The sequence below is a fragment of the Rhizobium herbae genome, assembly GCF_017873135.1.
GTDB classification, from domain to species: Bacteria; Pseudomonadota; Alphaproteobacteria; order Rhizobiales; family Rhizobiaceae; genus Pararhizobium; species Pararhizobium herbae.
The window spans coordinates 755,988-779,771 of sequence record NZ_JAGGJV010000001.1 but is presented as its reverse complement, the minus strand read 5'-3'; the positions used below and the strand labels follow the sequence as shown (position 1 = coordinate 779,771).

Below are 23,784 nucleotides of genomic sequence, written 5' to 3'. Positions count from 1 at the left end.
AAATTTGAAGAGGACTAAACGATGGACACCCGTTCAGCGACGAACACGATTGCGTTTGCTTTCCAGAGCATGAGGATCGAGCACACATTTATGAAGAAAGCGCATTTGTGTTTTGACGGCCTGCGCGAGACCCGCCGCCAGATTCTCAATATCGGGCTTGGGGGATACGAGGCCAAGTGCGTCACCCTTTTTGCCGACACACAGAGTGGCAAAACAACAATTTTAAAAGCTTATCTCGAAAAAAACGTTGTGGACAGGTGCTACGAAGTCGGCCTTTTCAGTAGAGAGGTGCCGAGAACGCTGGTTGCTGCCTTGCAGCGCGTGGTCGTCCGGGTCTCGGTGTCGGGCACGTCGACGCTGATGTCCCTTCTTGAAGATATACTCAGGGCTTACGGGGACCCAAGGCCAGAGACTGGCAATATGGGCTCGAAAAAGCATCGAATATTTCGGTACATGCAGGAGTTTCGGACGGAACTGCTTATCTTCGATGAAATGAACCACCTCAGGATCGGTGCCAGGGGGCTGTATCAAAGCGCAGAGGCCACCAGGGTCCATAATGTGCTGAAAGACTTTTTGCTGGGTGGTTGCCCTATTGTGTTTGTGGGAACGACCGAAGCGCAGGCGAAGGTTCTGAGTGACTTTCAGATTCGTGCCCGTTGCGTGAAATCGCTCTTTTTGGGGCCGTTGGTCTATGGGAATACCGAGCATCGGAGAGCCTTCACAGAATACTGCGGGATGTTGGGCATCAACCTCATGCGATCTGGGCTATTTCCAGAGCGAAGCAATTTTCTCGAAGACGACATCGTACCACGGCTGTTTGAGGCGGCCGGTGGCTATTTCGGTCACGCTGCTAACATCGTAGAACTGGCCGCCCATTATGCCAAGGACGAGGGCTCTAAGCGTGTGGAACGCTCCCATCTGAGCGCGGCTGCGGACGACTATTCGGTGCTCAACAAGCTGGCGACGCGCAATCCGTTTGAAGAAGAGCTGGCCGATGCTTGATAAGGTCGACGATAAGCATGGTCTGGTCGAACACCTTGCATCTCTCGTTGGGATGAAGGGAAGGATGTTGGCGATACCCACAGATATGCAAGAGGGTGAGGCGCTGAGAGACACGGTGTTGCGGGCGTCCGAGCGAAACGGGTTCAGGAACACCAAGATGGCGGTTGATCTCGCTGGAAGTCGCTCGTTCAGGAGTGTCGCGGCAATTCCTATCGGCCCTTCGGACGAGATCGACAGTTTGGTCAATGTGCTAGGCATTCGGAAGGATTCTGACGCTGCCCTTCGCATGCTCTTGGAGCCGGAGTCGTCGGGACGTGACCGGATCAATTTTTTCGGCATCAACGTCCGTCGCGGACATCTCAGCGGGGCGAGGCGTGTGTCGCCTCGTTCTCTTCGGCTGCATGGCCGCCAAAAGGCAATGTGGTCTCTGAAGCCATTAAGTTTCGATCCAGAAACTCGTGAAAAGCTGCTCGATCACTGCCCGGTTTGCAATCGGCAGCTCGGCTGGTCTCGCTGCTACGGAGTTGCGTTCTGCGACAGTTGCACCTTGCCAGGAAGTTTTGTTGGTGCGGTGGACCTCCGCGAGTTCCCACAACCTGTTGTCGAAGTAAATGATGACGAGGCGCTTCGGTTCGTAACAGACCTCATCGATCCTGAGCGATTGCACGCGAACAGTTCCGTCCCATTGCATCGCGATTTGGCGGAGCAGAACCGAGGCGATCTATTTCAGCTTGCGATTCAGCTGGCGGGGGTTAGCCAAAGGAACGAGGGTATTGATAGCGATGCACTTAATCCCTCATGCATTGCCAAAGCGGGAAGGGCTTTGTTGGGCTGGCCAGACGCGTACGATGCTATGTTCGCGGCATCGAAGCCTAGGTCTGCAGAAGACCCAAGTAAAGAGTTATCCAATCGGCTTCGTTTCGATCCGACCCTGTCTCGTTCCGTAAGAGGTCTTTTAAAATCCCGCTTCGAAGTCGACTTGCGTAAGCAGGTAGTGCGGCGTCAGCAAGAATTCGGAACCCAGGTGCCGTATCAGTGCTCTGTAGCGCAGCCTCTTCGGCAAGCCCGCAGTGAGCTGCTGCGCCTTAGGTCCAATCCTGCTCCTGATAGCGAAGTCGCGGTGAAAGTCCTGCGCGATGCGCCTGAGGCTCGCCAGCTTTCCAAAGTGCTCGGGTTGCCCGTTCCCTTTCTGGTCGAGCTTTACGATGACGGTATGATGCCCGAATTGACTAGTGTTCTCGGTAATTTCCGAAAGGCACGCCAAAAGCACTGGACTACTTCGTTGCTGCAAACGTTGAAGACAGCACCATTGGTTGAGCCATCTGGTATGGTCTCGCTTGCCCTGCTCAGCTTTCAGATGGCCCACATGGATGGAAAGCGGTGGGTGCAAATTTTTCGTGCCATGGCAGACGGCCGTGTTTCCGTTTCGAGGGGAGCAACCGACAAAGGTTGCGATGTTCGAAACCTTTACATACCGCGAACGGATCAGCTCGAAGCCGTGCTTATGGGAAGCAGACAAGTATCGGCCACCGAACGGGTGCCGCTCCGACAGTGTGAGAGCGGGCTTGCGATGGGTATCTCCCGGCCCGTAGTTGCCTGCTTCATTAAAAATGATTTGCTCCCAACAAACCCGACGATCAACGATATTGGTGACCTGAGGAAACATTGGATGCTTGCTTCGGAAATCCGTACAAAGTTGCTTTTGGAAAATCGAGTCGCCACTCAAAGATTGAGGGCTTTGGAGAAGTCCGAGGTTGGGCGGCTGTCCGTCGGGCTGACTACACTATGGTCCAGGGTGGGGGCATGCGAAAACCTCGGACTTCTCCAAAGCAGATTCCATAGGTAGCCGAGCAGCCAACAACCATCGGCGAGTGCTGGTCGTTCTCTCGCTATTAGCGGTAATGGCAAGATACGCCAAGCACATGTAAAGGTGATTATTGAACTTTGATCGCCATTGATTGGGAAGAAGTCGACGCCTGGCGAGCCGGTAGACTCAGGTGGAAAGCCGCCACGTACGTGATATGATACTGGCTTCGCTGAACCATGGGAGGTGGGAATGCGTGCTTTTGTACTCACCCTCGCCGTCGGAGTGCTGTCCGCTTTAAGCGCGGTGGCCTCAGAGCCTCTGATATTCCACACTGCGCATTTCGACGACAACACCGTTGTCAATCTTGGTCTCGTCAGTAATCACGCGACAGAGCAAGCTGGATACGATTACGACGTTCTAATATCGCTTTCGCAAGGCGACGCTACGAGCGGTTCTGCCTACATTGATCCGGGAAAACATCGAGCCTTCGTGAAGTGCAGCGATCCCGCCAAGGTGTCCGTTCGAGGAATTGACTATCCGGTGCACACAGTAGGCCCGGGAGGCGACGACTGGAAAGATGATCTTTGGAGGGCGGTCTGTATGTCCCCGGTCTCATAGCCTGAATTGTCGTCGGCCGGGTTGAGACCCGCTTCACGGCGCAGATACCAAACATCTATCGGGTGGCGACGTCCCGGCAGCGGCACTGAGCTTTGGGGTATCCAGAGGGCAGATGGAACTGGGTTTTGCAACCGAGCCATCAGCGCAGACGATACAACAAGTGGTGCGTCAAGTGACTTGGCCAAGGTCTCCAGTCGTTGCGCGACGTTTACAGCGTCGCCGATCACTGTGAACTCGCTGTGGCATCCGCTGTCCAGAACCCCGCCGACGACCGTGCCGTAGTGCAAGCCGATGCCCGCGTTGAGGGCAGGGTAGCCGTTCAGCATGCTGTGGTTCTTCCAATCGTTCAGTGCATCGACGAGGTCGAGAGCGCATGCCAAGGCCCGGTCTGCATCGTTTTCGGTGGGCTTGGGCTGGCCGAACACTGCCATGACCCCGTCCCCAATGAATTTGTCGACTGTCCCGCCATGTTGGAAGATGGTCCCGGAAACGAGGTGGCGGTATTCTGCCAATACCAACGCCAGTTCCCGTGCAGGTGCGGTCTCGGCAAAACTCGTGAAATCTCGCAGATCGACGAACATAACCGCCGCGTTACGGCGTTCAAGATCAAGGTTTGAGCCGCCATCTTGGAGGTCCGCAACCACAAGCGGCGAGAAGAAGCGCGAAAGATTGAGACGCCGCTTGTCGGCTCGTAAGGCTTCCTGGCGGGTCCGGTCATGATCCCTCGCGAGCAAGTAGATAGCGAAAGCTGTAAAGCCGAAGCTTACTGTGAGGCCCAGGTCCTGGTTGAAGAATGCCGCAAGCAGCGACATTGCGTCGGCAGTATGATGTCTGGCGGCGGTGATCGCCAACATGGCTACCCAGGAACCCAGGACGATGCCGGAGAAGACAAGCACGAGCCGACGATCTTGCTTCAGGCCGACATGATTGAGCAAGATGAACGCAACCACCAGGCTAGTCGTCGTCAGATTGTGGTTTTCGGTAACCGGTCCGCCAAGAATGTGCGCGTACAAAATCAGGGCAACCAGCAGCGCATCGAGAACGACAAAGAGAGTCTTAAGCCAAGAGAGGCTAGGCAGGAATCGCGCGGTCGCTACCGAAGCGACGCTGATGATGAAGTAGCTAATGACGACGATGAAATGCGTCCTTTCGGCTCCCTCGTTGCCACCAAGCAGGAGGTTGGCAAGCAGGATGGCGAAAGCGACAAATCGCAAAAGGATTGAACGGATTTCCCGCGCGGCGTCCCACTGGGCGCTGAGTGAAGAGGTCATTGCTCGTCGCTTGAAAGCGCGGGTGGGTTTCCAAGACCTTGAGGGTCGACCGAGTCCGCTTTCTCTCGGTAACGCAGAGGTGTCGCACGCGGCCGCTCAAACAGCCGCGTGCATTATCCGACGATATCGTACTATTTGATTTCCGTGACGGTCAGCTTGCCCTCAACGCGCTCGGCGACGAACTCGATGCTCGCGCCTTCCTTGAGCTTCTCAAGCATCGCGTCGTCTTTAACGCGGAAAACCATGGTCATGGCAGGCATTTCCAGAGACTTGAGTTCCTCATGAATGAGGGTGACCTTTTTTGCCTTGGCGTCGACTTTCTTGACGGTGCCCTTGGTGAATTCCGCCGCGAAAGCGCCGGAGGCGAGGGCGATTGTGACCATGGCAGTGGCTGCAAATGTGAAAACTGATCTCATTGTCTTATCTCCTTGGGTCGGATCACTTCTTGGCTACGGTGACGTCGCCGTGCATTCCGGCGTCATAATGGCCGGGAACCAGGCAGGCGATCTTGAACGTGCCGTCGTTGGTGAACTTCCAGATGATCTCGCCGGACTTTCCAGCCGCCAAACGGATCGCGTTCGGGTCGTCATGTTCCATTTCCGGGAACTTCTCCATCACGGCCTTGTGCTCCATAATCTTGTCTTCCTGGTCGAGGACGAACTCGTGGTCCAGCTCGCCCGCGTTCTTGATCGCAAAGACGATGGTCTGACCTTTGCGGACCTTGAAGGTGTTGGGCGTGAAGATCATCTTGCCGTCGTCCGTCTCTTTCATGGAAACGCGGATGGTCTGGGTGGCTTGCGCCTTCTTGCCGGGCTCACCGACAGCCATGGCTTCGCCGTGACCACCAGCGTGTGAACCGGAGGCAAGGGCCGGAGACGCGAATGCCGCGAGGAAAAATGCGATAATTGCAGTCTTCATGATTCAGTCCTTTGGTTGTTTGATGGGATAGATTTCACGATCAACCGTGCTTCATGGGTTTCGGAGTGATCTGCGTCTTTGCGTCTTTCGCCTTGGTCGTGTCGGGCAGTTCGCCCGTCCATTCCCAAGCCTGCGTACCGGGTGGATTTTCGTACCAGCCGGGATCGGTGTAATCGTCGGCCGCAATCCCCTCGCGGACTTTGACGACGGAGAACATGCCCCCCATCTCGATGGGACCGTGCGGACCCCATCCGGTCATCATCGGAACGGTATTCTCCGGTATTTCCATTTCCATCTCGCCCATGTCGGCCATGCCAGCGGTCCCCATCGGCATGTATTCGGGGCGGAGTTTCCTGATCTTTTCCGTGACTGCTTTCTTGTCGACGCCGATGAATGTCGGGATGTCATGCCCCATGGCGTTCATCGTATGGTGCGACTTGTGGCAATGGATCGCCCAGTCGCCGACATATTTGGCGTCGAACTCGTAGGCCCGCATCGCGCCGACCGGGATGTCGATGCTGACTTCCGGCCAGCGGGCTTCCGGCCGTACCCAGCCACCGTCCGTGCAGGTGACCTCGAAGTCGTAGCCGTGCATGTGGATCGGATGGTTGGTCATGGTGAGATTGCCCACCCGGACCCTGACCCTGTCATCCTTGGAGACCACAAGCGGGCTGATGTCTGGGAAGATGCGGCTGTTCCAGGCCCAGAGGTTGAAGTCCGTCATTTCCATAATGCGCGGAACGTAGGTGCCGGGATCGATGTCATAGGCGCTGAGCAGGAACACGAAGTCCCGGTCCACCGGCATGAACTTCTCGTCCTTCGGATGGATGATGAACATCCCCATCATGCCCATGGCCATTTGGACCATCTCGTCGGAATGCGGGTGGTACATGAAGGTGCCCGATTTCACGAGGTCGAACTCGTAGACGAAGGTCTTGCCGACGGGGATGTGCGGTTGCGACAGCCCGCCAACCCCATCCATTCCGGACGGCAAGATCATGCCGTGCCAGTGGATGGTGGTATGTTCCGGCAGCTTGTTGGTCACGAAGACGCGAACTCGGTCGCCTTCAACCGCCTCGATGGTCGGACCCGGCGACTGGCCGTTGTAGCCCCAGAGGTGCGCTGTCATGCCCTCGGCCATCTCACGCTCGACCGGTTCGGCGACAAGGTGGAATTCCTTGACGCCGTTGTTCATGCGATGCGGTAGCGTCCAGCCGTTGAGGGTCACGACGGGGGTGTAATGCGGTCCTGATGAGGGCCGGACGGGCGTCTGCGTGTCGGCGGTTTCCATGATGGCAGCCTCAGGCAGACCCATGTTGGAGGTCTTCGCCCAGGCGGCGGTCGAAACCAGGGCCGCGCCTGCGCCGAGCATCTGTCTTCTGTTGAACATGTCTTTGTCCTTTCCTAGTGACCGCCGCCGCCGCTTTCGGCAGCCGCTGCGACTTCCGTTTCGCCACCGGCTGCGCCCGCGCCGCCGCCATAAATGGCAGGCGCGAGATTGGCTTCGGCCAACCAGAAATCGCGTTTTGCGTTGACGGCCAGGAGGATCGAGTTGACCTTCTCCCGGCTGTCGGCGAGCAATTCGAACGTGTTGGTGATCATGCCGTTATATGTGAGGAGGGATTCTTCTTCGATCTTTGTGCGCAGCGGTACGACGCTGTTGCGGTAGTGACGGGCGATATCGTAGTTGGAGCGATAGGCCTGGTAGGCGGACCGCGCCTCCGAGCGGACGTTCACTGCCTTTTCCGCCAGCAGGTTCGCGGCACGCATGTAGGCCAGCTCGCCTTTCCGCATTCGGGCCTTGCCGGAATCGAAGATCGGGATGACGAACTCCAGCGCGACGTTGCCGGTCGTGTCGACTTTCTTCTCGCCGTCCTCCAGTTCCCGTTCTGTTTCGAACCCCGTCAGGATTTCGAGATCGGTCACGTATCGCGTTGCTTCCGTAAGGTTGTACGACTTGGCCGTGGCGTCGAGATCGAGCTTGGCCATCTGCAGGTCAACACGACGTTGCAGAGCCTCCGCCTCAATCAGGTCTCGCTTGATCAGACCCTTCGGAAGCTGCGGCAGGCGATTGGGAATCTGGTAGTCGGTGTCCGATCCCCAAAGTCCCATCAGCCGTGTCAGTTCTTCTTTCGCGAGACGGGCCTCAAGCCGGGCCTTTGCCGTCTGACCCGCCAGTTCGGCATAAAATACGTGTTCGCGGGCTTGGCCACCCTTGGTCAGCGCACCCGTTTCGCCGAGTTTTTGTGCAAGGTCCGAAGCTGCGTCTGCCGCCGCCTGCGCCTGGTTGAGTTGGGCGACCGTTTCCCACGAGGCAACGGCAGTGATCCACGCACGCCGGGTATCGGCGGCAAGTTGCAAGGTCTGCATGGCAGCATTGAGCTGGGCCTTGCGGAACTGGGTATCGGCAATTTCCACGTTCCGTTTGTGGGTAGCGAGCGCCAGGAGGTTGGTGGCGATCACGCCTTCGACGGTTTTGTAAGCTTCAAGCCCTGGCGTGCCGATACCGATCAATCCGACCTCGACTGTCGGGTTCACGAGCATGGTCGACTGCCACGCGTCCGCAGCCGAGTCCCCGAGATCGGCATAGGCTGCCTGGAGGCCCTTGTTGTTGAGGAGGGCGACCTGCACCGCTGTCTCGACATCGGCGTTTTCCTTCGCAAGCAACGTCTTCACCCGACCCGAGACGGCCTGGGCATCGTGGCGGTTCTGAATCCAGACGGTGTCTTTTCCGGTCGCTTCTGCGGTTTTGTTGGATACGGACGAGAATCCGGAGTTCTTCTGGGAATACTCCGCCGCCGAGACGCATCCACCGAGAATAAGCGGGAGCGCGACAGTTGCCGCGAGCTTGAGTTTCGTTACGTTCATGACGCGCCTCCGTCTGGAGCCTGCGCGTCGTTCTGGTTTCGCCACGGTTTGGGATCGACCGGGACGCGGTGCGAGTAGCCCGAAACGGGGCTTTGATAGCGGACGGGGCGAACATCGACCGGGAGGTCGGCAAGGTCGCCCGAAGCAATAACTTCAGGGGGCAACGTGGTAACACAACCGCTTGCGAAGAGCGGCAAGGCAACCACCAGAAATATAGGTTTCATGGTGTAATCCGAATAGGAGACGGCAGCGGCGCAGCGGGCAATAACGCCCACCTACGCACGTTCAGACCCGCAAGGACGGGCGTGTCCTATTCAGATATTAGGGGGGCGATGCAGCGGCACGAGTTCGCCGACGACACGATTGTCGTCGATGAATTTGCGGATGGAACCCATCACGACGGGGCCGCCGTCCACATCGGCGGTCGCGATAATCGCAAAACTCACGCAGAAGTCTTTGCAGCACTCCGTCTTCGCAATTTTCTGCATGTCATCCGGAGAGGCGCTCTCGTCTCCATGGACGTGGTCGCCGTTTGTCATGTCGTGGTGGTCGTCAGATTGGACGGTCGTGGATGTCGCTATCGACCCATGCATTGCTGCCGAAGCAGCGGGCAATGAGTATCCAGCCAGTGATGCGATGATCACCAAGCGAAGCAGAACCAGCATTTTTGCCAATGTGATTCGATACATACCCATGCCCGAGGACTAGCATCAGCCCGGATGTTGTCAATTGCGAGCTTCATCTAGCCGATGATTCGCGTCGATTATATGGCACTGCACAAGGGACCATTCCGCCGATGGACCATGAAGAAGCCTTTGTAGAGCTTCCAACGATGGCAAGGTCAACAGGTTATGAAGGGGGAGTGCGGAATTTATGGGAGATATGCGGACTACATTCGGTGAGTAGCTTAACGGCCTATATCGGGCTTTTCCTGGTCGCTTTCGGCGCAGCGACCATATTGCCCTTCCAATCTGAGCCCGTGCTCGTTGGGCTCCTCGTTTCGGGCAAATTCTCCGTGCCCGGCCTCATCCTCGTCGCAAGTGTCGGGAACATTCTTGGGGCAGTGTTCAACTGGGTTCTCGGCCGGTTCATTGATCGCTTTCAGGACAGGGCGTGGTTTCCGGTGAAGAAAACTGCGCTAGAAAGAGCCAGTGGTTGGTATCGAGGTATGGCCGATGGTCGTTGCTCCTGACTTGGATGCCCCTGTTCGGTGATGCGCTGACGGTGATCGCCGGAGTGTTGCGTGAGCCCCTATGGTCCTTCCTGATCCTCGTCACGGTAGCAAAGACCGGCCGCTATCTTGTTCTCGCGGCGGTGACGCTCGGGGCAACCTCAGCCTTGGGGTTCTGAGGTCTCAGAGCCAGCGAAAAGGGAACAATTTTCTGGAGGGTGCGTTATCAGCCGGAAGGAATTTCGCCTCCAATGACCATGCTGAGAACATTTTACCGATTCGTCCAGATAGTGTTCGTGTGTGTCGTGGTTTTGAACGTCCACGGGGCGTTCGCGGCTGCCCAATTCAATCCACGTCACGACTGTCCATCAGCCTCGGAACCCGGGCATCAATCCCCTATGTCCATTCGTGATGTTGATTGCTGCTCCAACCTGCACTGCTGTTCGATTCCATCCGAGTCGCCCTGTGCAGCGGAGCCTTTATTCAGCCCCCTGCCGACTACTCCGATCCTGAACGAGCCCAGTCCGTTCCTGTTGGTACGTGCGGTTTATCCCCCTCCAAAGCTCCTTAGCTGATTTGCTGAATCCAAATATTTGAATCCAACCAGGAGAATAGAGATGAGAACTCTCACAAGATACTCGTTCGCTGCAGCAGCCGCACTTTCAACGTTTGCAGTTATGCCAACCGCCTCTCACGCGGAGATGGCCTACCCAGAAAAATGTAAATCCGAAATGGACATGTCGAAAATGGGTATGATGTCGGACGGTATGTCCGGTGACATGGGCATGGGCGACATGATGACCGACTATCAGAAGGCATCAATGGAAGGCATGAAGTCGCTGCACATGAACATGATGCAGGGCATGATGAAAAAGGACGCCGACGTCGCCTTCGTTTGCGGGATGATCGCCCATCACATGGGCGCGATCAGCATGTCCGAGGTCGAGCTGAAATATGGTGACAACGAATGGGCCAAAAAGACTGCCCAAAAGATCATCGACGCGCAGACCAAAGAAATAGCCGAGATGAATGAGTGGCTCGACAAGGAAGCGAAGTAGGAAGGGTGCAGGAGCATGCATCACCTTTCAGATGAAATGAAAGCCTGCGTCGACAATTGTCTCGCCTGCTATCGCGAGTGCTTATTGATGGCCATGGGGCACTGCCTGGAAATGGGCGGCAAGCACACCGAACCGCAACATTTCAAGCTCATGATGGCCTGCGCGGAAATCTGCCGAACTTCGGCTCACTTCATGCTCATTGGTTCAGAGCATCACAAGCATGTCTGCGGACAGTGCGCGGAAATCTGCGCTCAGTGCGCCGAGGATTGCGAGCGTGTCGGGGACATGGAGTCGTGTGTAGGGGCTTGCCGTCGCTGTGCGGAGAGCTGCACAAAAATGGCGGCTTGAAAAGTTGGTGGAGAGCACGGATGAGAGTGCTACCAATACCCGGTGTCATCAGGCGTTGTTAGCCTTTGCCCCTTCCAACCAGGCGATCAAAGTCGCGGCCCAAAGGGCGAAGAGACCAAGTAGTGCTCACCTGAAGTCGGAGTTGAACGCGAAAAGACGGCTGTCATCGTCCCAATCGAAGCTGCGCCACCGTAAAGACTTACCCAATCTCAAGCGCTGCCCGAGAGCTGACAGGTCGGCGTCGGTCAACTGCATATAACGCACGTCCTCCGGCAGCATGGGCGGCGAAATAGAACAAAATAAATGGCTTATCCCGTTCGCAAAGGTGTTAACAACATCTACCATTGGAGGATGACGCATCTCCCCCGCTTCAGTATTGAAGCGGGATGAGCGATGTTTCCGACGCGGCGAATGCCACAATCTCCGCCGAACGTCAGGACGGCCGGAATGCGAGCGGAAGTCCATCGGTTCCGGCCGAACGCTCACCGATGCCCCATTGCGGCCGCTCATTAGCGGTCGCGGCATGATCGAATTGGGCGGAACTTTGCCGTACGCCTCCATAGGACGGGCAAGCCATTTCCAAAAAGTTGATTTGACAACCATTATGATCGCGCCCAGGTTGATTTAGTAATCCGTAAGATGCAGCCTAACAAATTGGCTAGGGAGGAAACAATGGAAGCCGTCAATCGTAGAACCGCGCTCGCACTCGGTCTTTCAACGGCCGCAACGCCACTGATCGCCTGGGCGACGCCAGCAGCCGCCCAGACTTACGGCCCGGATGAGGGTGAGGAGCTAGGTCCCGGTGTCAGAGTTGTTGCGCTTGGTGAGCGGGCTTCGGTCATACCGGCCTATAAAATGGTCAAGTTGCGGGATGTTGTTATCCAACCCGGTTCGAAGACACCGGACAATGTGATGATGAACGACATGCTCTGCCACATGACTGAGGGAGAACTTTCGGTAGTTCAGAACGAGAAAAAGTTTACCGTCAAGAAGGGTGATGTTTGGACCTGCGCTAAAACCGATACGACGGAAGGCACCCAGAATACGAGCAGTGCGGTCGCGATCATGCGGGTCATCGATTTGATGACCTCATGAGGCGACGCGCGAAGTGCCGCAACGGCGGCTCTAAGAGGGAAGCCGGAGACGTCGTTGCCGCAATGTGGGCGATCTATATGCAGGAATGTCCACTTTTGGCACCACCTGCAAGTTCGGATCGGTGAGACGTAGGCAGAAAACCAGCGTCTTGTCCTCAAAGCAGGCGGCTATCGTTAACACGCCCATCGCCAACGCGGCTGCCGCTGCGTCAGTCCGGACCGAGTTTCGCCGAAAATGCCGCCATGGCAGCCGCCGCCATCCGGTTAACGCACCATCTTGCGTAGATTGCACCTAGCAAGGTCCCAGCGATCCGGCCAACCACGGAACTTGGGTAGTTGTAATCGATAAAAACGTGGAGACGGCAGAGACGCCCGCTATCCTCTATTTGGAAGCGCATCCGGTAACTTCCGATCACGAGAAGGCGCGGCACTCCTACCGTTTCCCATGCTTTTAGAAACGGTGGTTGCCGCTGAATGACGACTTCCTCCACATACAATTTCAAACCCGCTACTTTTCCGGTCATCTTGATCACGGAACCGATGCTTCGGCCGCGAGCGTCGTCGAACTCATATGCCATGCTACCCCACAACATCATGGCCGACGATCTCTGCATGTGCGTGCCGGGGTTTGCCTGGTCGTCCATGTAGTCAAATAGCCGTTCTGCCGACGTCGTCACCTCGACATCTGCCTGCGCCGAGCGTGTGTAGATCAACGTGTTTCATCCTTACCCACGCGGTCCTTGCTGTGACCACCATGACCATGACCACCGTGGCCATGGAATAAATGCAGGAGAGGGCAGGCCAACAGTAGAATGTAGGGGGCGAGACCCAATGCATGCGCCCAGTGCTCACGCAGCAGGAAGAAGGCGAGAATGACGCCCAGTGACGCAGCAATCAGCGTCCATTTGCGATCCCAGTTCATATCCGTACGCTCCTCAATCTCAGGGCATTGCCAATCACGCTAACTGACGAGAGCGCCATGGCGGCGGCCGCTATGATCGGGGATAGCAAAAGCCCGAACGAGGGGTAGAGCAATCCGGCGGCAATTGGGACGCCAGCCGCGTTGTAGATGAAGGCGAAGAACAGGTTCTGTCGGATATTGCTCATTGTCGCATGACTCAGCTGGCGAGCCCGGACAATCCCTTGCAGATCGCCTTTGAGCAGTGTGACGCCCGCGCTTTCAATCGCGACATCCGTGCCGGTTCCCATCGCAATTCCGACATCTGCGGCAGCCAGGGCAGGGGCGTCGTTCACTCCATCTCCAGCCATGGCGACGATCCGGCCTTCTTCCCGCAGACGCTTGACGATCTTGCTCTTGTCTTCCGGCAGGATTTCAGCCTCGACCTCGGTGATCCCGAGTTTTCGCGCAACTGCGTCGGCCGTCGTCTTGTTGTCGCCTGTCAGCATGACAACCCGGACCCCTGCCTTCAGCAAAGCTTGAACTGCATCTGGCGTCGTCGTTTTGATCGGGTCGGAGATCGCCAAAAGGCCTCCAACACGGCCGTCTATCGCGACGAAGATTACCGTTGCGCCTTCACCCCTCATCGCTTCCGCCTGGCTGGTGAGAGCCGAGACATCGATATGAGCTTCCTCCATGATGCGGTGGCTGCCTATGATGAGCTTTCGTCCATCGACACTGCCCGTGACCCCTTTGCCGACCGGACTGTCGAAATCTTCCGCGACCCCGAGAACCAGCTGCCGTTCTGTCGCCGCGTTGACAATGGCAGTTGCCAGTGGATGCTCGCTCGCCCGTTCCAGTGTTGCCGCCAGGCGCAGCAGTTCGGGTTCGGTGAACCCATTTATCGCGGCCATCGACGTTACCTTGGGTTTTCCCTCGGTCAGGGTTCCGGTCTTGTCGACCACCAACGTGTCGATTTTCTCGAAGCGCTCCAAGGCTTCGGCATTCTTGATCAGGACACCAAGACCTGCACCCCGGCCCACGCCAACCATGATCGACATTGGGGTCGCAAGTCCCAGCGCGCAGGGGCATGCGATGATAAGTACCGCGACCGCAGCGACTAGACCGTGAGCAAAGCGCGGTTCTGGACCCCATATCATCCATGCTGCGAATGCGACGACGGCAATCCCGATCACCAGGGGAACGAACCAACCGGAAACTTCGTCGGCCAGGCGCTGGATGGGCGCTCGCGAGCGCTGGGCGTCCGCAACCATGCGAACGATCTGCGACAGCATGGTATCCCGGCCGACTTTTCCAGCTTCCATGACGAAGCCACCAGTTTGGTTCATCGTGCCGCCTATCAGCTTTGCACCGACCTCTTTGGTGACGGGCATCGATTCACCGGTGATCATCGATTCATCAACCGAACTGCGACCTTCGATAAGGCTGCCATCGACGGGGACCTTTTCACCGGGCCGGACCCGAAGCCGATCCCCGACGACAACCATTTCCAGGTCGATGTCCTCGTCCACACCATCGCGGACGCGGCGTGCAGTCTTCGGGGCAAGGTCAAGAAGTGCGCGGATGGCACCACCGGTCTGTTCACGGGCTTGTAACTCCAGCACCTGTCCAAGCAGTACCAGTACCGTGATGACGGCTGCAGCTTCGAAATAAATGGCTACGGAACCATCTGCGGAGCGGAACGTGGCGGGAAACAGACCAGGTGTAAGGGTTGCAACGACGCTGTAAATCCACGCGACTCCGGTCCCCATGGCTATCAAGGTGAACATGTTCAGGCGCATAGTGACGAGCGAATTCCATGCTCGCTCGAAGAATGGAAAGCCTGCCCATAGGACAACAGGTGTAGCAAGAACGAGCTGAATCCAATTCGAGGTCTGGGCACCAAGCACCATGTGAAGATTGGTGAGGTGGCCACCCATCTCCAGCATGAGCACAGGCACGGACAGAACGAGCCCCACCCAGAAACGGCGTCTCATGTCGAGATATTCGGCGCTGGGCCCCGTTTCGGCTGTGACCACTTCCGGTTCCAGTGTCATCCCGCAAATGGGGCAGTTCCCGGGTCCTATTTGCCTTACCTGCGGATGCATAGGGCAAGTGTAAATCACGCCCTCCGTCTGATCGGTGACCGGACTTTTTTCGGCTGCCAGCGTGGCCTGAGCATCGTGCCCGTGATGATGGTGGTGGGGACCTTTATGGCCCTTTTGATCATCCATTGGATTTAACTCCGTGTTGGTTCGTCTCTTGTCCGGGACGTCCCCCTTGGCTAGTCCGAAACTTCGCAAGGAGACGCAGTACGGCGGTGTCGGCAGTTGTTACCGACATGGTCGCCGTGCGGGTATCGCAGGCAACCGAAGGATCATCCCGCCGTTAAGCGGAGGTGTTCAGAGAAGGGATCGGGGAGGGCCGAGAGCAGGTGAGGAGCTGAGGCCGGTCATGGACTGCTGAGGATCAAGGTGTCGCTGCGCGCCAAAATCCAGGTGAAAAACAACAGGGTTCGAAGCCGGAAGAATGACGTTGCAGAGGCTGCATACGCTTTTGCAGCAAGACTTCTGCTCGGCAGGGTGGAGATCACCTTGTCCAGCTACGTCACCCATGGACGTTTCGATATGTGCAACTTGAGGTGAGCTGTTATCGCAAATAACGGGAGCAGCCTCGGCCATCGGCGCGACGAGGAACATAATTGCGACCAAAAGGGTCAGCAATTCTTTCGCGTATCTTCGAATGGTTTGGCTTACGGCGAACATGTTTTCGCTCGAACCTTGTTATTGTATTCAAGCACAGTGCCGTGCCGATGCAAGAGTTGCGTTGACCTGGATCAAACGCGAGAACGTTTCCAGCCCCGAAGGTTGAGCCTCCGTCCAATGGCATGGTCAAAACTGGGAGGAATAGTCCCCGGGGAAATGGAGTGTAGCATGGGGATGAATGCAAGCGTGAGGAAACTAGCAGTTCTTGTTCTTCCAATAGCCGTTTTCGCCACAGCGATCTCCGTAGCAACCGCCCAAACCGCCCTGCCAAGCAACTCTATCCAAAGACAAGACGGCATGAAGGCGATGGCAAACGCTGCCAAGTCCATCAACGCCATGTTCAAGAACACGTCGCCCTACGACGCAAAAGCGTTCAAAGCGGCCGCCGAGACCATTCGGGCTCACTCGGGAGCTACCTTGTCGGCGTTGTTCGACGGTTCCGGCTCCACGGCTGGCTCGAAAGCCAGCGCAAGCATTGAAACCGACCGTCAACAGTTCGACAAGTTGGCAAACGATCTTGGCATTTACGCGTCGGCCCTGTCCGTCGCAGCTGACCGAAATCCCGATACGCTCGGCCCCGAAACGCGAATGCAGGGGGGCGAGGCCATGATGGGCGGACCCCTGGCACGGAAGATTGACGCCGCACGAGAAGCGGAATCAATGCCCGCCGAACATGCCTTTCATCTGATGCTTCAAACGTGCACGTCGTGCCATGCCAAGTTCCGGATCGAACCCAAGTAGCGGGAACTTGCAATCGCCGTTAGCGCCTATTTTATCGCGAATGTTACTGCCAGCTTCGAGATATGGTCGAAGCTGGCCGGTTTAGGTCATTTGCTCGGAGAGAGAACGCGATCTCGAATGAGGAGGAAGGTCCTCTCTACGCAAAACCAGAGCACGGTTGCAGCCGCAAAGCTGGTCGCCAGATAAATCACGAAGCCAAAACCACCCTGAAGGTTCTCTTCCCCGAAGATAAGTCTGTCAACATGGAAGACCGATTTGTGGGTCAGATACAGGCTGTATGACAAGGTGGCGACAATCACGGCACCTGGAACCGGCAACCGTTTCAAAACATGCTCCAAGTCGAGCATAGCGCCAAGAATAAGAGTGATGCCGATTGAAATCAGCGGGAATCCGGCAACTGCACCAAGCTGTGCCTGGAAGACGAGAAAGAGGTTTGTTCCTGCAAGTGGTCCTCGGATCGAGAACAGCACAAGAGCGGCTGCGACGAGGGCAACACCAACCGGCAGGGCGACGCGCGGAGGCGCGTAACGCTTGCAAAGTTCCGGTTTGAAAAATCTCGCCGCAGCGAGGATTACACCGAACATCAGGCCATCCAAGCGGGTGTATGTCGGATAATATACATCCCTGAGATATACGGCGAAGGCATCTCTCAGCTTGTCGGCATCAACAAGAACGCCGACCTGGCTTTCCCAAATCGCGTATCGAAGGATCATTCCCGCAACCACCATCGCCGCAGCGATTAGAAGCATCCAACCCGTGCTAATTCGACGATGCAACAGCAATACGAGAAGCGGCAAGACCAGATAGAAATGCTCCTCGACACAAAGCGACCATGCCTGCGTAAAGGCTCGTCCTACGCGAGGATCGAAGTCGAAATTCACAGTGAAGGTCGCAAAGCTCCAGACCGGTTGCATCGTCGGAGCGTCGCGGAGAATGGGGAATATTGCGTAGAGGCCGAGGACAACGAAAAACGCCGGGAAAATTCGAAAGGCACGACGCAGATAGAAGGACTTCAGCCCGACGCTTCCGGTTCGCGAAACTTCCTTGAAGAGTTGGGTTCCGATCAGAAACCCGCTCAAAACAAAGAAAATATCGACCCCTAGCCACGCATAGGTACGAATGCCAACCAACAGGGATGGTGTCGCCTCGACTGGTAGGTGCACCAGCATAACAAGCAGGATCGCCAATGATCGGAGAACATCGGGGCCAACCGCCCTTGATTGTACCTTCTCCGTGGCTTGAGACGCGAGACTTGGTGCTGATGGGAAATAAGCAGAATCTGAATTGACGATAGTGTTCATTGTGACGATCCGTGGCTGTCTCAGGAAAGATTGGGACACGCCCAGGGACGTGTGGGTGCAACCTTAGCTTTCTTTTTTCAGATCGAAACAGGCAGGTTCAGATAGATAAAATTAACCTAAATTTTTCGTAAATTTCGAAGTGTCGCACGACCTCTTCCCTGAAATCCCTCCGCCGTGCCTATGCTGGGTCACCTTTCTGGTTGTGCAGTTTGCGCCATCCGTATCTGGTCATTCCACGCGGCTTGTAGACCGACAGCGTCGTCGTCACGAGCAATACGACGAGGCCACCAGCGGCATGGATAACGAGCGAACGCCTGAGACCAAGGAGATCGGCACTGGACAATGTCGTCTCAACCGCTACCGCCGCGACGTGGGCTATTCCCTCCATCTGGAGCAGCAAAACAATCACGGTCAGGAGTGTTAGGACGAGTTTCGCCAGGACCCAATAGTGTCGGAACAAGCCCCATGTCGTGCCCAGAGACTGAGCGACGCCGATGAGCAAGGAGGCGAAAACCAAAGGAACAATGACGAAACGGGCAATCACCTCCATTGCGATATAGGCGCTCCGCGTCACCTGAGCATCCTGACTCGTGAGCCCTGCCACCGCGAGAGCGAGGAAGCCCGCGACCGCGCCGAGCGAGCCGACCGAGGAAACGATGTGCGCGATCAGGACGAACTTGCGGAGCCCGGGTCTCATATTCATGGGCGATCACCTTGTGGCGTTGTCTGGCTTCCCGTGTCAGCAGGCGACAGGTGGCGGCCAGGACCGTGAGAGCCACCAATACCGGTGACCATCAAAATGGCGGCCAGCAAGATTATCACGCCGAGTATTATCCCAGAGATTTTCACCCATCGTGGCATGCCGGGGTAGGGGGCCGGATCAACCATCGTCAGTGTCCTTCGGCATTTTGGTAAAGTGGACATCGTGGCTGGGGATGGAGCCTCATTTCATAGCGTTAACCCCAAACCGGGCGTTGAGTTCTGATGGTTCTTTTTCGGAAGCGTTCGCGATCTCTTCGATGATCGGGCAATCCGGTCGATCATTGCCTTGGCAATGGTTCGCCAGGTGCTTCAGGGTTTTGGTCATGGCTTGTATCGCCGCCGCCTTACGTTCCAGTTCGGCGATATGCTCAAGTGCAATCGCTTTGACGTCTGCACTCGCTCTCGACCGGTCACGCCATAAGGTCAAAAGCGTTTTCATCTGCTCCACTGAAAAACCGAGATCACGGGCTCCTCGGACAAACCGCAATGTATGAATGTCGTTGTCGCTGTAAGTGCGATAGCTCGCCTCCGTCCGATGCGCGGGGCTAATCAGCTTGATCTGCTCATAGTAGCGGATCATTTTTGTCGAAACGCCGGTCGCTTTTGAGGCCTGCCCGATATTCATTTTGAACCTCTTATGAGTGGACAGGCGTCCAGCCAGAACCGGACGCCTGGATTTCAAGCCGGATTTGCCCGACGAAGCCGGAGCGCGTTGCCGAGTACAAACACACTCGACATTGCCATCGCAGCCGCCGCGAATATCGGCGACATAAGGGTGCCGTTCACGGGGTACAATACGCCCGCTGCGACCGGAATCAGCAGGACGTTGTAGGCGAACGCCCAAAACAAGTTCTGCTTGATGTTCAGGATCGTGGCCTTGCTGAGGGCGATGGCCTTCGGCACACCGTTCAGGTCTCCGGACATGAGCACGACATCGGCACTTTCAATCGCGATATCGGTTCCTGTCCCTACCGCCAGGCCGACATCGGCTTCGGTCAGGGCTGGGGCATCGTTGATGCCGTCACCGATGAAGGCCACCTTTCGGTTGTCGTGTCGAAGTCTCTTGACCGCCTCGACCTTTCCCTCCGGCAAAACCTCGGCGATGATTTCGTCGATACCAAGCTGCCTGGCTATGGCCTCAGCAGTATGGCGGTTGTCTCCGGTGATCATCGCCACCTTGAGGCCGAGATTGTGTAGGGCCTTGATCGCCTGCGGAGTGGTTTCCTTAATTGGATCGGAGACCGCGATGATCGCTGCAAGACGTCCATCGATTGCCGCGTAAAGGGGAGACTTGCCGCTGTCGCCGAGCCGTTCAGCTTCGCGGGCGAACGTCGAAACATCGATCTTGTGGAGCTGCAGGGCGCGGTCGGCACCAACAAGGATGTCCGATCCGCCCACTGTGCCGCTCACACCAAATCCAGGTGTCGCCTCGAATTTCGTCACTGTGGCCAAACCAACGCCCTTCGCCTTCGCGGCCGATACGATAGCTTCGGCAATCGGATGCTCGGACAAGGACTCCACGCTTGCAATCTGAGCCAGTACCAGGTCGGCGTCGAAACCGTCGGCGACGATCATGTCCGTCAGTTCCGGGCGTCCCTTGGTCAGCGTTCCGGTCTTGTCAAGCGCGACGACAGTGGCCTCACGCAGGCTTTGCAAAGCCTCACCCTTGCGGAACAGGATGCCGAGTTCGGCCGCACGACCAGTGCCGACCATGATCGAGGTCGGCGTTGCCAGACCCATCGCACAGGGGCACGCAATGATGAGAACCGCGACTGCGTTCACCAGCGCGAATGTCAGCGAAGGAGAAGGGCCAAAGACGTACCAGGCGGCAAAGGTGAGGACAGCCGCGAGGATCACCGCCGGGACGAACCAGCCGGTCACCTTGTCGACGAGGGCCTGGATCGGCAGTTTCGAACCCTGCGCCGCCTCGACCATCTTGATGATCTGGGCAAGCAGCGTGTCGCTGCCGACCTTCGTCGCCTTGAAGGTAAATGATCCAGTCTTGTTTATGGTGCCGCCGACAACCTCGCTATCCGAACACTTCTGAACGGGTACAGGCTCTCCGGTGATCATCGATTCGTCGACGTACGAACTGCCGTCCACTACAGTGCCGTCGACCGGGATTTTTTCACCCGGTCTGATCCGGATGACGTCGCCGACGACAACGTCGCTGATCTGAATTTCGACGAATTCGCCGCCATGCGAGACGAAGGCCGTCTTAGGCTGCAGGCCGACAAGCCGCTTGATCGCCTGGCTGGTCCGGCCCTTGGCGCGGGCTTCCAGGTAACGGCCGAGCAAGATCAGCGTGACGATAACGGCCGCAGCCTCGTAATAGACATTCGCGGTCCCTGGAGGCAGCAAGCCGGGCAAGAAAGTTGCAACGACCGAATAACCCCAGGCCGCAGAAGTACCAAGGACGACAAGCGAATTCATATCAGGCGTCCAGCGTAACAGGTTTGGCACGCCCTTCTGGAAGAACCTCAGGCCCGGACCAAACAGAACCACGGTCGCCAGCACGAACTGGAGATACAGATTGTTGCGCATCCCGATGGTGTCCATGATCAGTTCGTGGACGCCGGGAATGAAGTGGGAGCCCATCTCCAACAGGAAGAGCGGAAGTGTCAGCAACGCCGAGAAAAACAGCAGGTTCTTGAGCGTTCGTATCTCGACGGTACGATGATCCGCACCTTCATCGCTGACGTCAGCGGCGACCACCTTGCGAACGTCATAACCGGCACCCCGGACGGCTGCCTCAAGCGCGGTGACGGTAGTTGCTCCGGAGATCAGGCGAACGGTCGCCTTTTCTGTAGCAAGATTCACAACCGCATCGGTGACACCGGGCACAGCCTTCAGCGCTTTTTCAACACGAGAAACGCACGAGGCACAGGTCATGCCTTCAATGCTGAGTTCGTGGGTGACAATCTTGGGCTCGTATCCGGCCTTTTCGATTGCGCGGAGTACCCCGTTGGCGTCCGGCGTTCCCGTGAAATGAACGGTTGCACGTTCGGTAGCCAAGTTAACATTGGCTGAAGCCACGCCAGGGACGGCGGCAATGGCTTTTTCCACGCGCACGACGCAGGAAGCGCATGTCATTCCCTCGATGCCAAAATCGGTCGCGACGGGCACTGGAGACGCTGGTGTGATCTTCGATATTGCAGTCATCGGATGGTGTCCTTTTCATTAACTGCATAGATAGATAAACCTTCCCAATATGGTAAGGTCAAGCGGTGTTTTGGAAGGGAGCGGGTGAAAGTTGCGTAGGAAGCGAATGCGGGCGAGAATGCAGTGTTGCTAGGGATCAAATCTTCGAACCGTGGAGAGCGATGTGAGGCAGCAAGACAATTCGGCCAAAGCACCGGCCACAGTCGCATTCATAGATATCGCGGGATTCAGCGCTATTGCGGACGTTTATGGTGACGCGGCTGCGCTTGACGTGCTTGAAGTATTCGAGAGCATGGTCCGCGATGCCCTCAGCGGCTATGAGCCCCCGATCAAATGGATCGGCGATGAGGCAATGCTCTCTTTTCCTGAGCCCGATACAGCGATCCAGGTGCTCGGAACGCTGTTGCAGGCATGCCGTAAAGAATCGCGGCTACCGCTCACTCGAACGGGGCTGAATCATGGGCCGGTCATCCGTAGAGCTGGTGATCTCTTTGGATCGACTGTCAACATTGCAGCACGAATCGCCGCGCTCGCATCGCCTGGTCAATTACTTGCCACTCAACCCGTTGCCGAGGCGGCTGTCACAAGAGGCATCCTAGTGCGAGACCTCGGGATGGTGGCGCTTAGATCGGTAGCCGGTGAAGTCCCTCTCTATGAGATCGAGCTTGCTCCGTCGGCTGACCCATCCTGGATCGATCCCGTGTGTAAGATGCATGCGCCGTACTCATCCTATAAGCGGGCTGCCCCGGAGGGGCCGTGGTTTTGTTCGCCGCGTTGTGAGGAAGCATATCGGCGGTCGCCGCAAACCTATGAGGTGCCCCGGTGACGCGACAAGGCGGTCATGGGACGACCTCATGGAATTGGCACGGGTAGCCGAGGAACCCAGAAGATGATCCAAAATGAATTGACTGTCGGTACTCTTGATCGTCATCCCGTCCAACGGCCGGTCACGACGGGGCGGCGCTTATGGCGGCGTCATGGTCGGTGCAAGCTGCAGAGGAGCGCTAACTGCGATTGTGCCCAGTCGCGGGCGATTTGCTGAGTCTCTTCCAGCCCAGACAGGAGTGCGCCGATTTCCCCGCTGATTTGGAGAGAGGTGTCTCCTATGCTGCATGCAGCAGTATCAAGCGCCACGATGGCTACGATTTCACCGTCAAGCGGCGGCATCCGGATCAGGGCATCTGAACCGGACTCGCAAGTAAGCTGTGCTCTCGCTGAGACGGTGGCAACGCTGTTTGAAACGGAGCAAAAGTCGAATGACTCGACCTGAATACTGGCAGTCCCATAGGGGCCGACAGGTATTTGCTCGCACAACTGAATTGCCGCCACAGATTGGGCGATACGGGGCCACTCTGGACTGTCGAGCGCCGACCAGCAATCGGCGGAGGCGGGGGCGTAAAACCACGACGTGGCCGCAGTCAGAATGCAGGTAGCCTTTATCCTAGAAAGCCGTTCCGTCATCGACCACCTCGTCGGTTTCGACGTTCGACTCTGCGCTATTTGTAAGTCGTCATTAGGGTGGAAGCGCGGCATTTGCAGCTGTCATCAGGAAGTTTTGCCTCGCGCCAGATGCATGACCGCCTTAGTCAGTTCACCCTTACGAGCGCTCATAGTTTTGTTTCCTGTTTGTTCTGGGGCGGATTGCCAGCTACCCTGGGCGAATACAAGACCAGTATCGGCAACTTTCAATATCTCAGGGCTCGGTGGGATCGGCCGACGCCGAGTTTTCCGCCTCTTGAGGTGGTTTGGCCAAGAGAATGGTTTCGATCAGTCCCTCGGTGGTTTGTTTGCCGATTTTCAGTTTCCCGACCTGGTGAAGCTCGGCCAGGCCGCTCTCGATTGGCACGCCGTTTTCAACAAGCAGAGACTTGATCTCATCAATTGTCTGCTCCTCAGAACCTACCAGCAGCTCGGTTCCGCGTAGTCTTGTGAGCAGATAGGTAAAACGTTTGCTCATGACAATGATCTGTCAACGGACGGGGACTGACATCGGTCAGCCC

23 protein-coding genes and 1 pseudogene are annotated in these 23,784 nt (G+C 56.8%); 8 read left to right on the top strand and 16 right to left on the bottom strand.

Annotated features, from left to right (window positions below; translation table 11 throughout):
* The first annotated feature begins 21 nt into the window (after positions 1-21).
* Positions 22-1,002: a TniB family NTP-binding protein gene (locus J2Z75_RS03910; RefSeq protein ID WP_209847951.1), complete on the top strand. Its 981-nt coding sequence runs from the start codon at positions 22-24 to the stop codon at positions 1,000-1,002.
* Positions 995-2,848, top strand: coding sequence for a hypothetical protein (locus J2Z75_RS03905; protein ID WP_209847948.1), 1,854 nt, complete (start codon positions 995-997; stop codon positions 2,846-2,848). The genes J2Z75_RS03910 and J2Z75_RS03905 overlap by 8 nt, the downstream gene beginning before the upstream one ends.
* Before the next feature lie 494 nt (positions 2,849-3,342).
* On the opposite strand, the gene J2Z75_RS03900 is transcribed toward J2Z75_RS03905, so the two are convergent.
* The 7 genes from J2Z75_RS03900 to J2Z75_RS03870 form a co-directional block, all read right to left on the bottom strand.
* Complete coding sequence (locus J2Z75_RS03900; protein WP_209847946.1) at positions 3,343-4,698, bottom strand: adenylate/guanylate cyclase domain-containing protein; 1,356 nt, start codon at positions 4,696-4,698, stop codon at positions 3,343-3,345.
* Positions 4,699-4,829: 131 nt separating this feature from the next.
* On the bottom strand, positions 4,830-5,114 hold the full coding sequence (locus J2Z75_RS03895) for a copper-binding protein (protein WP_209847943.1): 285 nt from the start codon (positions 5,112-5,114) through the stop codon (positions 4,830-4,832).
* A gap of 22 nt (positions 5,115-5,136) precedes the next feature.
* The gene (locus tag J2Z75_RS03890) at positions 5,137-5,616 is read right to left on the bottom strand and encodes a cupredoxin domain-containing protein (RefSeq protein ID WP_209847940.1); all 480 of its coding nucleotides are present in this window, start codon (positions 5,614-5,616) and stop codon (positions 5,137-5,139) included.
* A 40-nt stretch (positions 5,617-5,656) separates the two neighbouring features.
* Positions 5,657-7,006, bottom strand: a complete 1,350-nt coding sequence (locus tag J2Z75_RS03885) for a multicopper oxidase family protein (protein WP_209847937.1) — start codon at positions 7,004-7,006, stop codon at positions 5,657-5,659.
* A gap of 14 nt (positions 7,007-7,020) precedes the next feature.
* Positions 7,021-8,484, bottom strand: a complete 1,464-nt coding sequence (locus J2Z75_RS03880; RefSeq protein WP_209847934.1) for a TolC family protein — start codon at positions 8,482-8,484, stop codon at positions 7,021-7,023.
* A complete protein-coding gene (locus J2Z75_RS03875; RefSeq protein WP_209847931.1) occupies positions 8,481-8,708 on the bottom strand; it encodes a hypothetical protein in 228 nt (75 codons plus the stop codon). Before J2Z75_RS03875 ends, J2Z75_RS03880 begins: the two co-directional genes overlap by 4 nt.
* A 90-nt stretch (positions 8,709-8,798) precedes the next feature.
* Positions 8,799-9,179 carry a hypothetical protein gene (locus J2Z75_RS03870; RefSeq protein ID WP_062583462.1) on the bottom strand — a complete coding sequence of 127 codons (381 nt, stop codon included), beginning with the start codon at positions 9,177-9,179 and terminating at the stop codon, positions 8,799-8,801.
* Between the two features lie 203 nt (positions 9,180-9,382).
* Here J2Z75_RS03870 and J2Z75_RS03865 point away from each other — a divergent pair.
* The 3 genes and pseudogenes from J2Z75_RS03865 to J2Z75_RS03855 all read left to right on the top strand — a co-directional run bounded on the left by J2Z75_RS03865 (position 9,383) and on the right by J2Z75_RS03855 (position 11,061).
* Positions 9,383-9,834 (top strand): annotated as a pseudogene (locus J2Z75_RS03865) (YqaA family protein).
* A gap of 438 nt (positions 9,835-10,272) precedes the next feature.
* On the top strand, positions 10,273-10,713 hold the full coding sequence (locus J2Z75_RS03860; RefSeq protein ID WP_209847928.1) for a DUF305 domain-containing protein: 441 nt from the start codon (positions 10,273-10,275) through the stop codon (positions 10,711-10,713).
* Positions 10,714-10,728: 15 nt separating this feature from the next.
* Complete coding sequence (locus tag J2Z75_RS03855; RefSeq protein ID WP_209847924.1) at positions 10,729-11,061, top strand: four-helix bundle copper-binding protein; 333 nt, start codon at positions 10,729-10,731, stop codon at positions 11,059-11,061.
* A 126-nt stretch (positions 11,062-11,187) separates the two neighbouring features.
* Here J2Z75_RS03855 and J2Z75_RS03850 read toward each other — a convergent pair whose 3' ends face one another.
* On the bottom strand, positions 11,188-11,406 hold the full coding sequence (locus J2Z75_RS03850) for a hypothetical protein (RefSeq protein ID WP_209847922.1): 219 nt from the start codon (positions 11,404-11,406) through the stop codon (positions 11,188-11,190).
* Positions 11,407-11,733: 327 nt separating this feature from the next.
* On the opposite strand from J2Z75_RS03850, the gene J2Z75_RS03845 reads away from it, so the two are divergent.
* Positions 11,734-12,156 (top strand): hypothetical protein, encoded by a 423-nt coding sequence (locus tag J2Z75_RS03845; protein WP_209847920.1) that lies wholly within the window; start codon positions 11,734-11,736, stop codon positions 12,154-12,156.
* 208 nt (positions 12,157-12,364) lie between these two features.
* Here the strand turns inward: J2Z75_RS03845 and J2Z75_RS03840 are convergent, their stop codons facing one another.
* Genes J2Z75_RS03840 through J2Z75_RS03830 form a run of 3 tightly spaced genes read right to left on the bottom strand, consistent with a single transcriptional unit; the run spans position 12,365 to position 15,287 of the window.
* Positions 12,365-12,868 (bottom strand): SRPBCC family protein, encoded by a 504-nt coding sequence (locus tag J2Z75_RS03840; protein WP_209847918.1) that lies wholly within the window; start codon positions 12,866-12,868, stop codon positions 12,365-12,367.
* Entirely contained in the window at positions 12,865-13,077 is a 213-nt protein-coding gene (locus J2Z75_RS03835; protein ID WP_209847916.1) for a DUF2933 domain-containing protein, read from the bottom strand. The genes J2Z75_RS03840 and J2Z75_RS03835 overlap by 4 nt, the downstream gene beginning before the upstream one ends.
* Positions 13,074-15,287 (bottom strand): copper-transporting P-type ATPase, encoded by a 2,214-nt coding sequence (locus tag J2Z75_RS03830; RefSeq protein ID WP_209847914.1) that lies wholly within the window; start codon positions 15,285-15,287, stop codon positions 13,074-13,076. The genes J2Z75_RS03835 and J2Z75_RS03830 overlap by 4 nt, the downstream gene beginning before the upstream one ends.
* Positions 15,288-16,115: 828 nt before the next feature.
* Between J2Z75_RS03830 and J2Z75_RS03825 the strand changes: the two genes are divergently transcribed.
* A complete protein-coding gene (locus tag J2Z75_RS03825; RefSeq protein ID WP_327791202.1) occupies positions 16,116-16,559 on the top strand; it encodes a cytochrome c in 444 nt (147 codons plus the stop codon).
* Between the two features lie 86 nt (positions 16,560-16,645).
* Here the strand turns inward: J2Z75_RS03825 and J2Z75_RS03820 are convergent, their stop codons facing one another.
* From J2Z75_RS03820 to J2Z75_RS03805, 4 genes are all read right to left on the bottom strand, one after another.
* Positions 16,646-17,860, bottom strand: a complete 1,215-nt coding sequence (locus J2Z75_RS03820) for an acyltransferase family protein (protein ID WP_209847907.1) — start codon at positions 17,858-17,860, stop codon at positions 16,646-16,648.
* Between the two features lie 178 nt (positions 17,861-18,038).
* Positions 18,039-18,563 carry a hypothetical protein gene (locus J2Z75_RS03815; RefSeq protein ID WP_209847905.1) on the bottom strand — a complete coding sequence of 175 codons (525 nt, stop codon included), beginning with the start codon at positions 18,561-18,563 and terminating at the stop codon, positions 18,039-18,041.
* A 240-nt stretch (positions 18,564-18,803) separates the two neighbouring features.
* Positions 18,804-19,247, bottom strand: coding sequence for a Cu(I)-responsive transcriptional regulator (gene cueR, locus J2Z75_RS03810; protein ID WP_209847901.1), 444 nt, complete (start codon positions 19,245-19,247; stop codon positions 18,804-18,806).
* A gap of 53 nt (positions 19,248-19,300) precedes the next feature.
* Positions 19,301-21,784: a heavy metal translocating P-type ATPase gene (locus tag J2Z75_RS03805; protein WP_209847898.1), complete on the bottom strand. Its 2,484-nt coding sequence runs from the start codon at positions 21,782-21,784 to the stop codon at positions 19,301-19,303.
* Between the two features lie 163 nt (positions 21,785-21,947).
* On the opposite strand from J2Z75_RS03805, the gene J2Z75_RS03800 reads away from it, so the two are divergent.
* Entirely contained in the window at positions 21,948-22,610 is a 663-nt protein-coding gene (locus J2Z75_RS03800) for an adenylate/guanylate cyclase domain-containing protein (RefSeq protein ID WP_209847895.1), read from the top strand.
* Between the two features lie 867 nt (positions 22,611-23,477).
* Here J2Z75_RS03800 and J2Z75_RS03795 read toward each other — a convergent pair.
* Positions 23,478-23,741 carry a hypothetical protein gene (locus J2Z75_RS03795; protein ID WP_062610142.1) on the bottom strand — a complete coding sequence of 88 codons (264 nt, stop codon included), beginning with the start codon at positions 23,739-23,741 and terminating at the stop codon, positions 23,478-23,480.
* Positions 23,742-23,784 lie beyond the last annotated feature (43 nt).

Excerpts from the sequence above, each read along its gene's own strand:
- J2Z75_RS03910 (WP_209847951.1), top strand. The coding sequence starts at position 22 with ATGGACACCCGTTCAGCGACGAACACGATTGCGTTTGCTTTCCAGAGC.
- J2Z75_RS03905 (WP_209847948.1), top strand. The coding sequence starts at position 995 with ATGCTTGATAAGGTCGACGATAAGCATGGTCTGGTCGAACACCTTGCA.
- J2Z75_RS03900 (WP_209847946.1), bottom strand. The coding sequence starts at position 4,698 with ATGACCTCTTCACTCAGCGCCCAGTGGGACGCCGCGCGGGAAATCCGT.
- J2Z75_RS03895 (WP_209847943.1), bottom strand. The coding sequence starts at position 5,114 with ATGAGATCAGTTTTCACATTTGCAGCCACTGCCATGGTCACAATCGCC.
- J2Z75_RS03890 (WP_209847940.1), bottom strand. The coding sequence starts at position 5,616 with ATGAAGACTGCAATTATCGCATTTTTCCTCGCGGCATTCGCGTCTCCG.
- J2Z75_RS03885 (WP_209847937.1), bottom strand. The coding sequence starts at position 7,006 with ATGTTCAACAGAAGACAGATGCTCGGCGCAGGCGCGGCCCTGGTTTCG.
- J2Z75_RS03880 (WP_209847934.1), bottom strand. The coding sequence starts at position 8,484 with ATGAACGTAACGAAACTCAAGCTCGCGGCAACTGTCGCGCTCCCGCTT.
- J2Z75_RS03875 (WP_209847931.1), bottom strand. The coding sequence starts at position 8,708 with ATGAAACCTATATTTCTGGTGGTTGCCTTGCCGCTCTTCGCAAGCGGT.
- J2Z75_RS03870 (WP_062583462.1), bottom strand. The coding sequence starts at position 9,179 with ATGGGTATGTATCGAATCACATTGGCAAAAATGCTGGTTCTGCTTCGC.
- J2Z75_RS03860 (WP_209847928.1), top strand. The coding sequence starts at position 10,273 with ATGAGAACTCTCACAAGATACTCGTTCGCTGCAGCAGCCGCACTTTCA.
- J2Z75_RS03855 (WP_209847924.1), top strand. The coding sequence starts at position 10,729 with ATGCATCACCTTTCAGATGAAATGAAAGCCTGCGTCGACAATTGTCTC.
- J2Z75_RS03850 (WP_209847922.1), bottom strand. The coding sequence starts at position 11,406 with ATGGTAGATGTTGTTAACACCTTTGCGAACGGGATAAGCCATTTATTT.
- J2Z75_RS03845 (WP_209847920.1), top strand. The coding sequence starts at position 11,734 with ATGGAAGCCGTCAATCGTAGAACCGCGCTCGCACTCGGTCTTTCAACG.
- J2Z75_RS03835 (WP_209847916.1), bottom strand. The coding sequence starts at position 13,077 with ATGAACTGGGATCGCAAATGGACGCTGATTGCTGCGTCACTGGGCGTC.
- J2Z75_RS03830 (WP_209847914.1), bottom strand. The coding sequence starts at position 15,287 with ATGGATGATCAAAAGGGCCATAAAGGTCCCCACCACCATCATCACGGG.
- J2Z75_RS03825 (WP_327791202.1), top strand. The coding sequence starts at position 16,116 with ATGAAGGCGATGGCAAACGCTGCCAAGTCCATCAACGCCATGTTCAAG.
- J2Z75_RS03820 (WP_209847907.1), bottom strand. The coding sequence starts at position 17,860 with ATGAACACTATCGTCAATTCAGATTCTGCTTATTTCCCATCAGCACCA.
- J2Z75_RS03815 (WP_209847905.1), bottom strand. The coding sequence starts at position 18,563 with ATGAATATGAGACCCGGGCTCCGCAAGTTCGTCCTGATCGCGCACATC.
- cueR (WP_209847901.1), bottom strand. The coding sequence starts at position 19,247 with ATGAATATCGGGCAGGCCTCAAAAGCGACCGGCGTTTCGACAAAAATG.
- J2Z75_RS03805 (WP_209847898.1), bottom strand. The coding sequence starts at position 21,784 with ATGACTGCAATATCGAAGATCACACCAGCGTCTCCAGTGCCCGTCGCG.
- J2Z75_RS03795 (WP_062610142.1), bottom strand. The coding sequence starts at position 23,741 with ATGAGCAAACGTTTTACCTATCTGCTCACAAGACTACGCGGAACCGAG.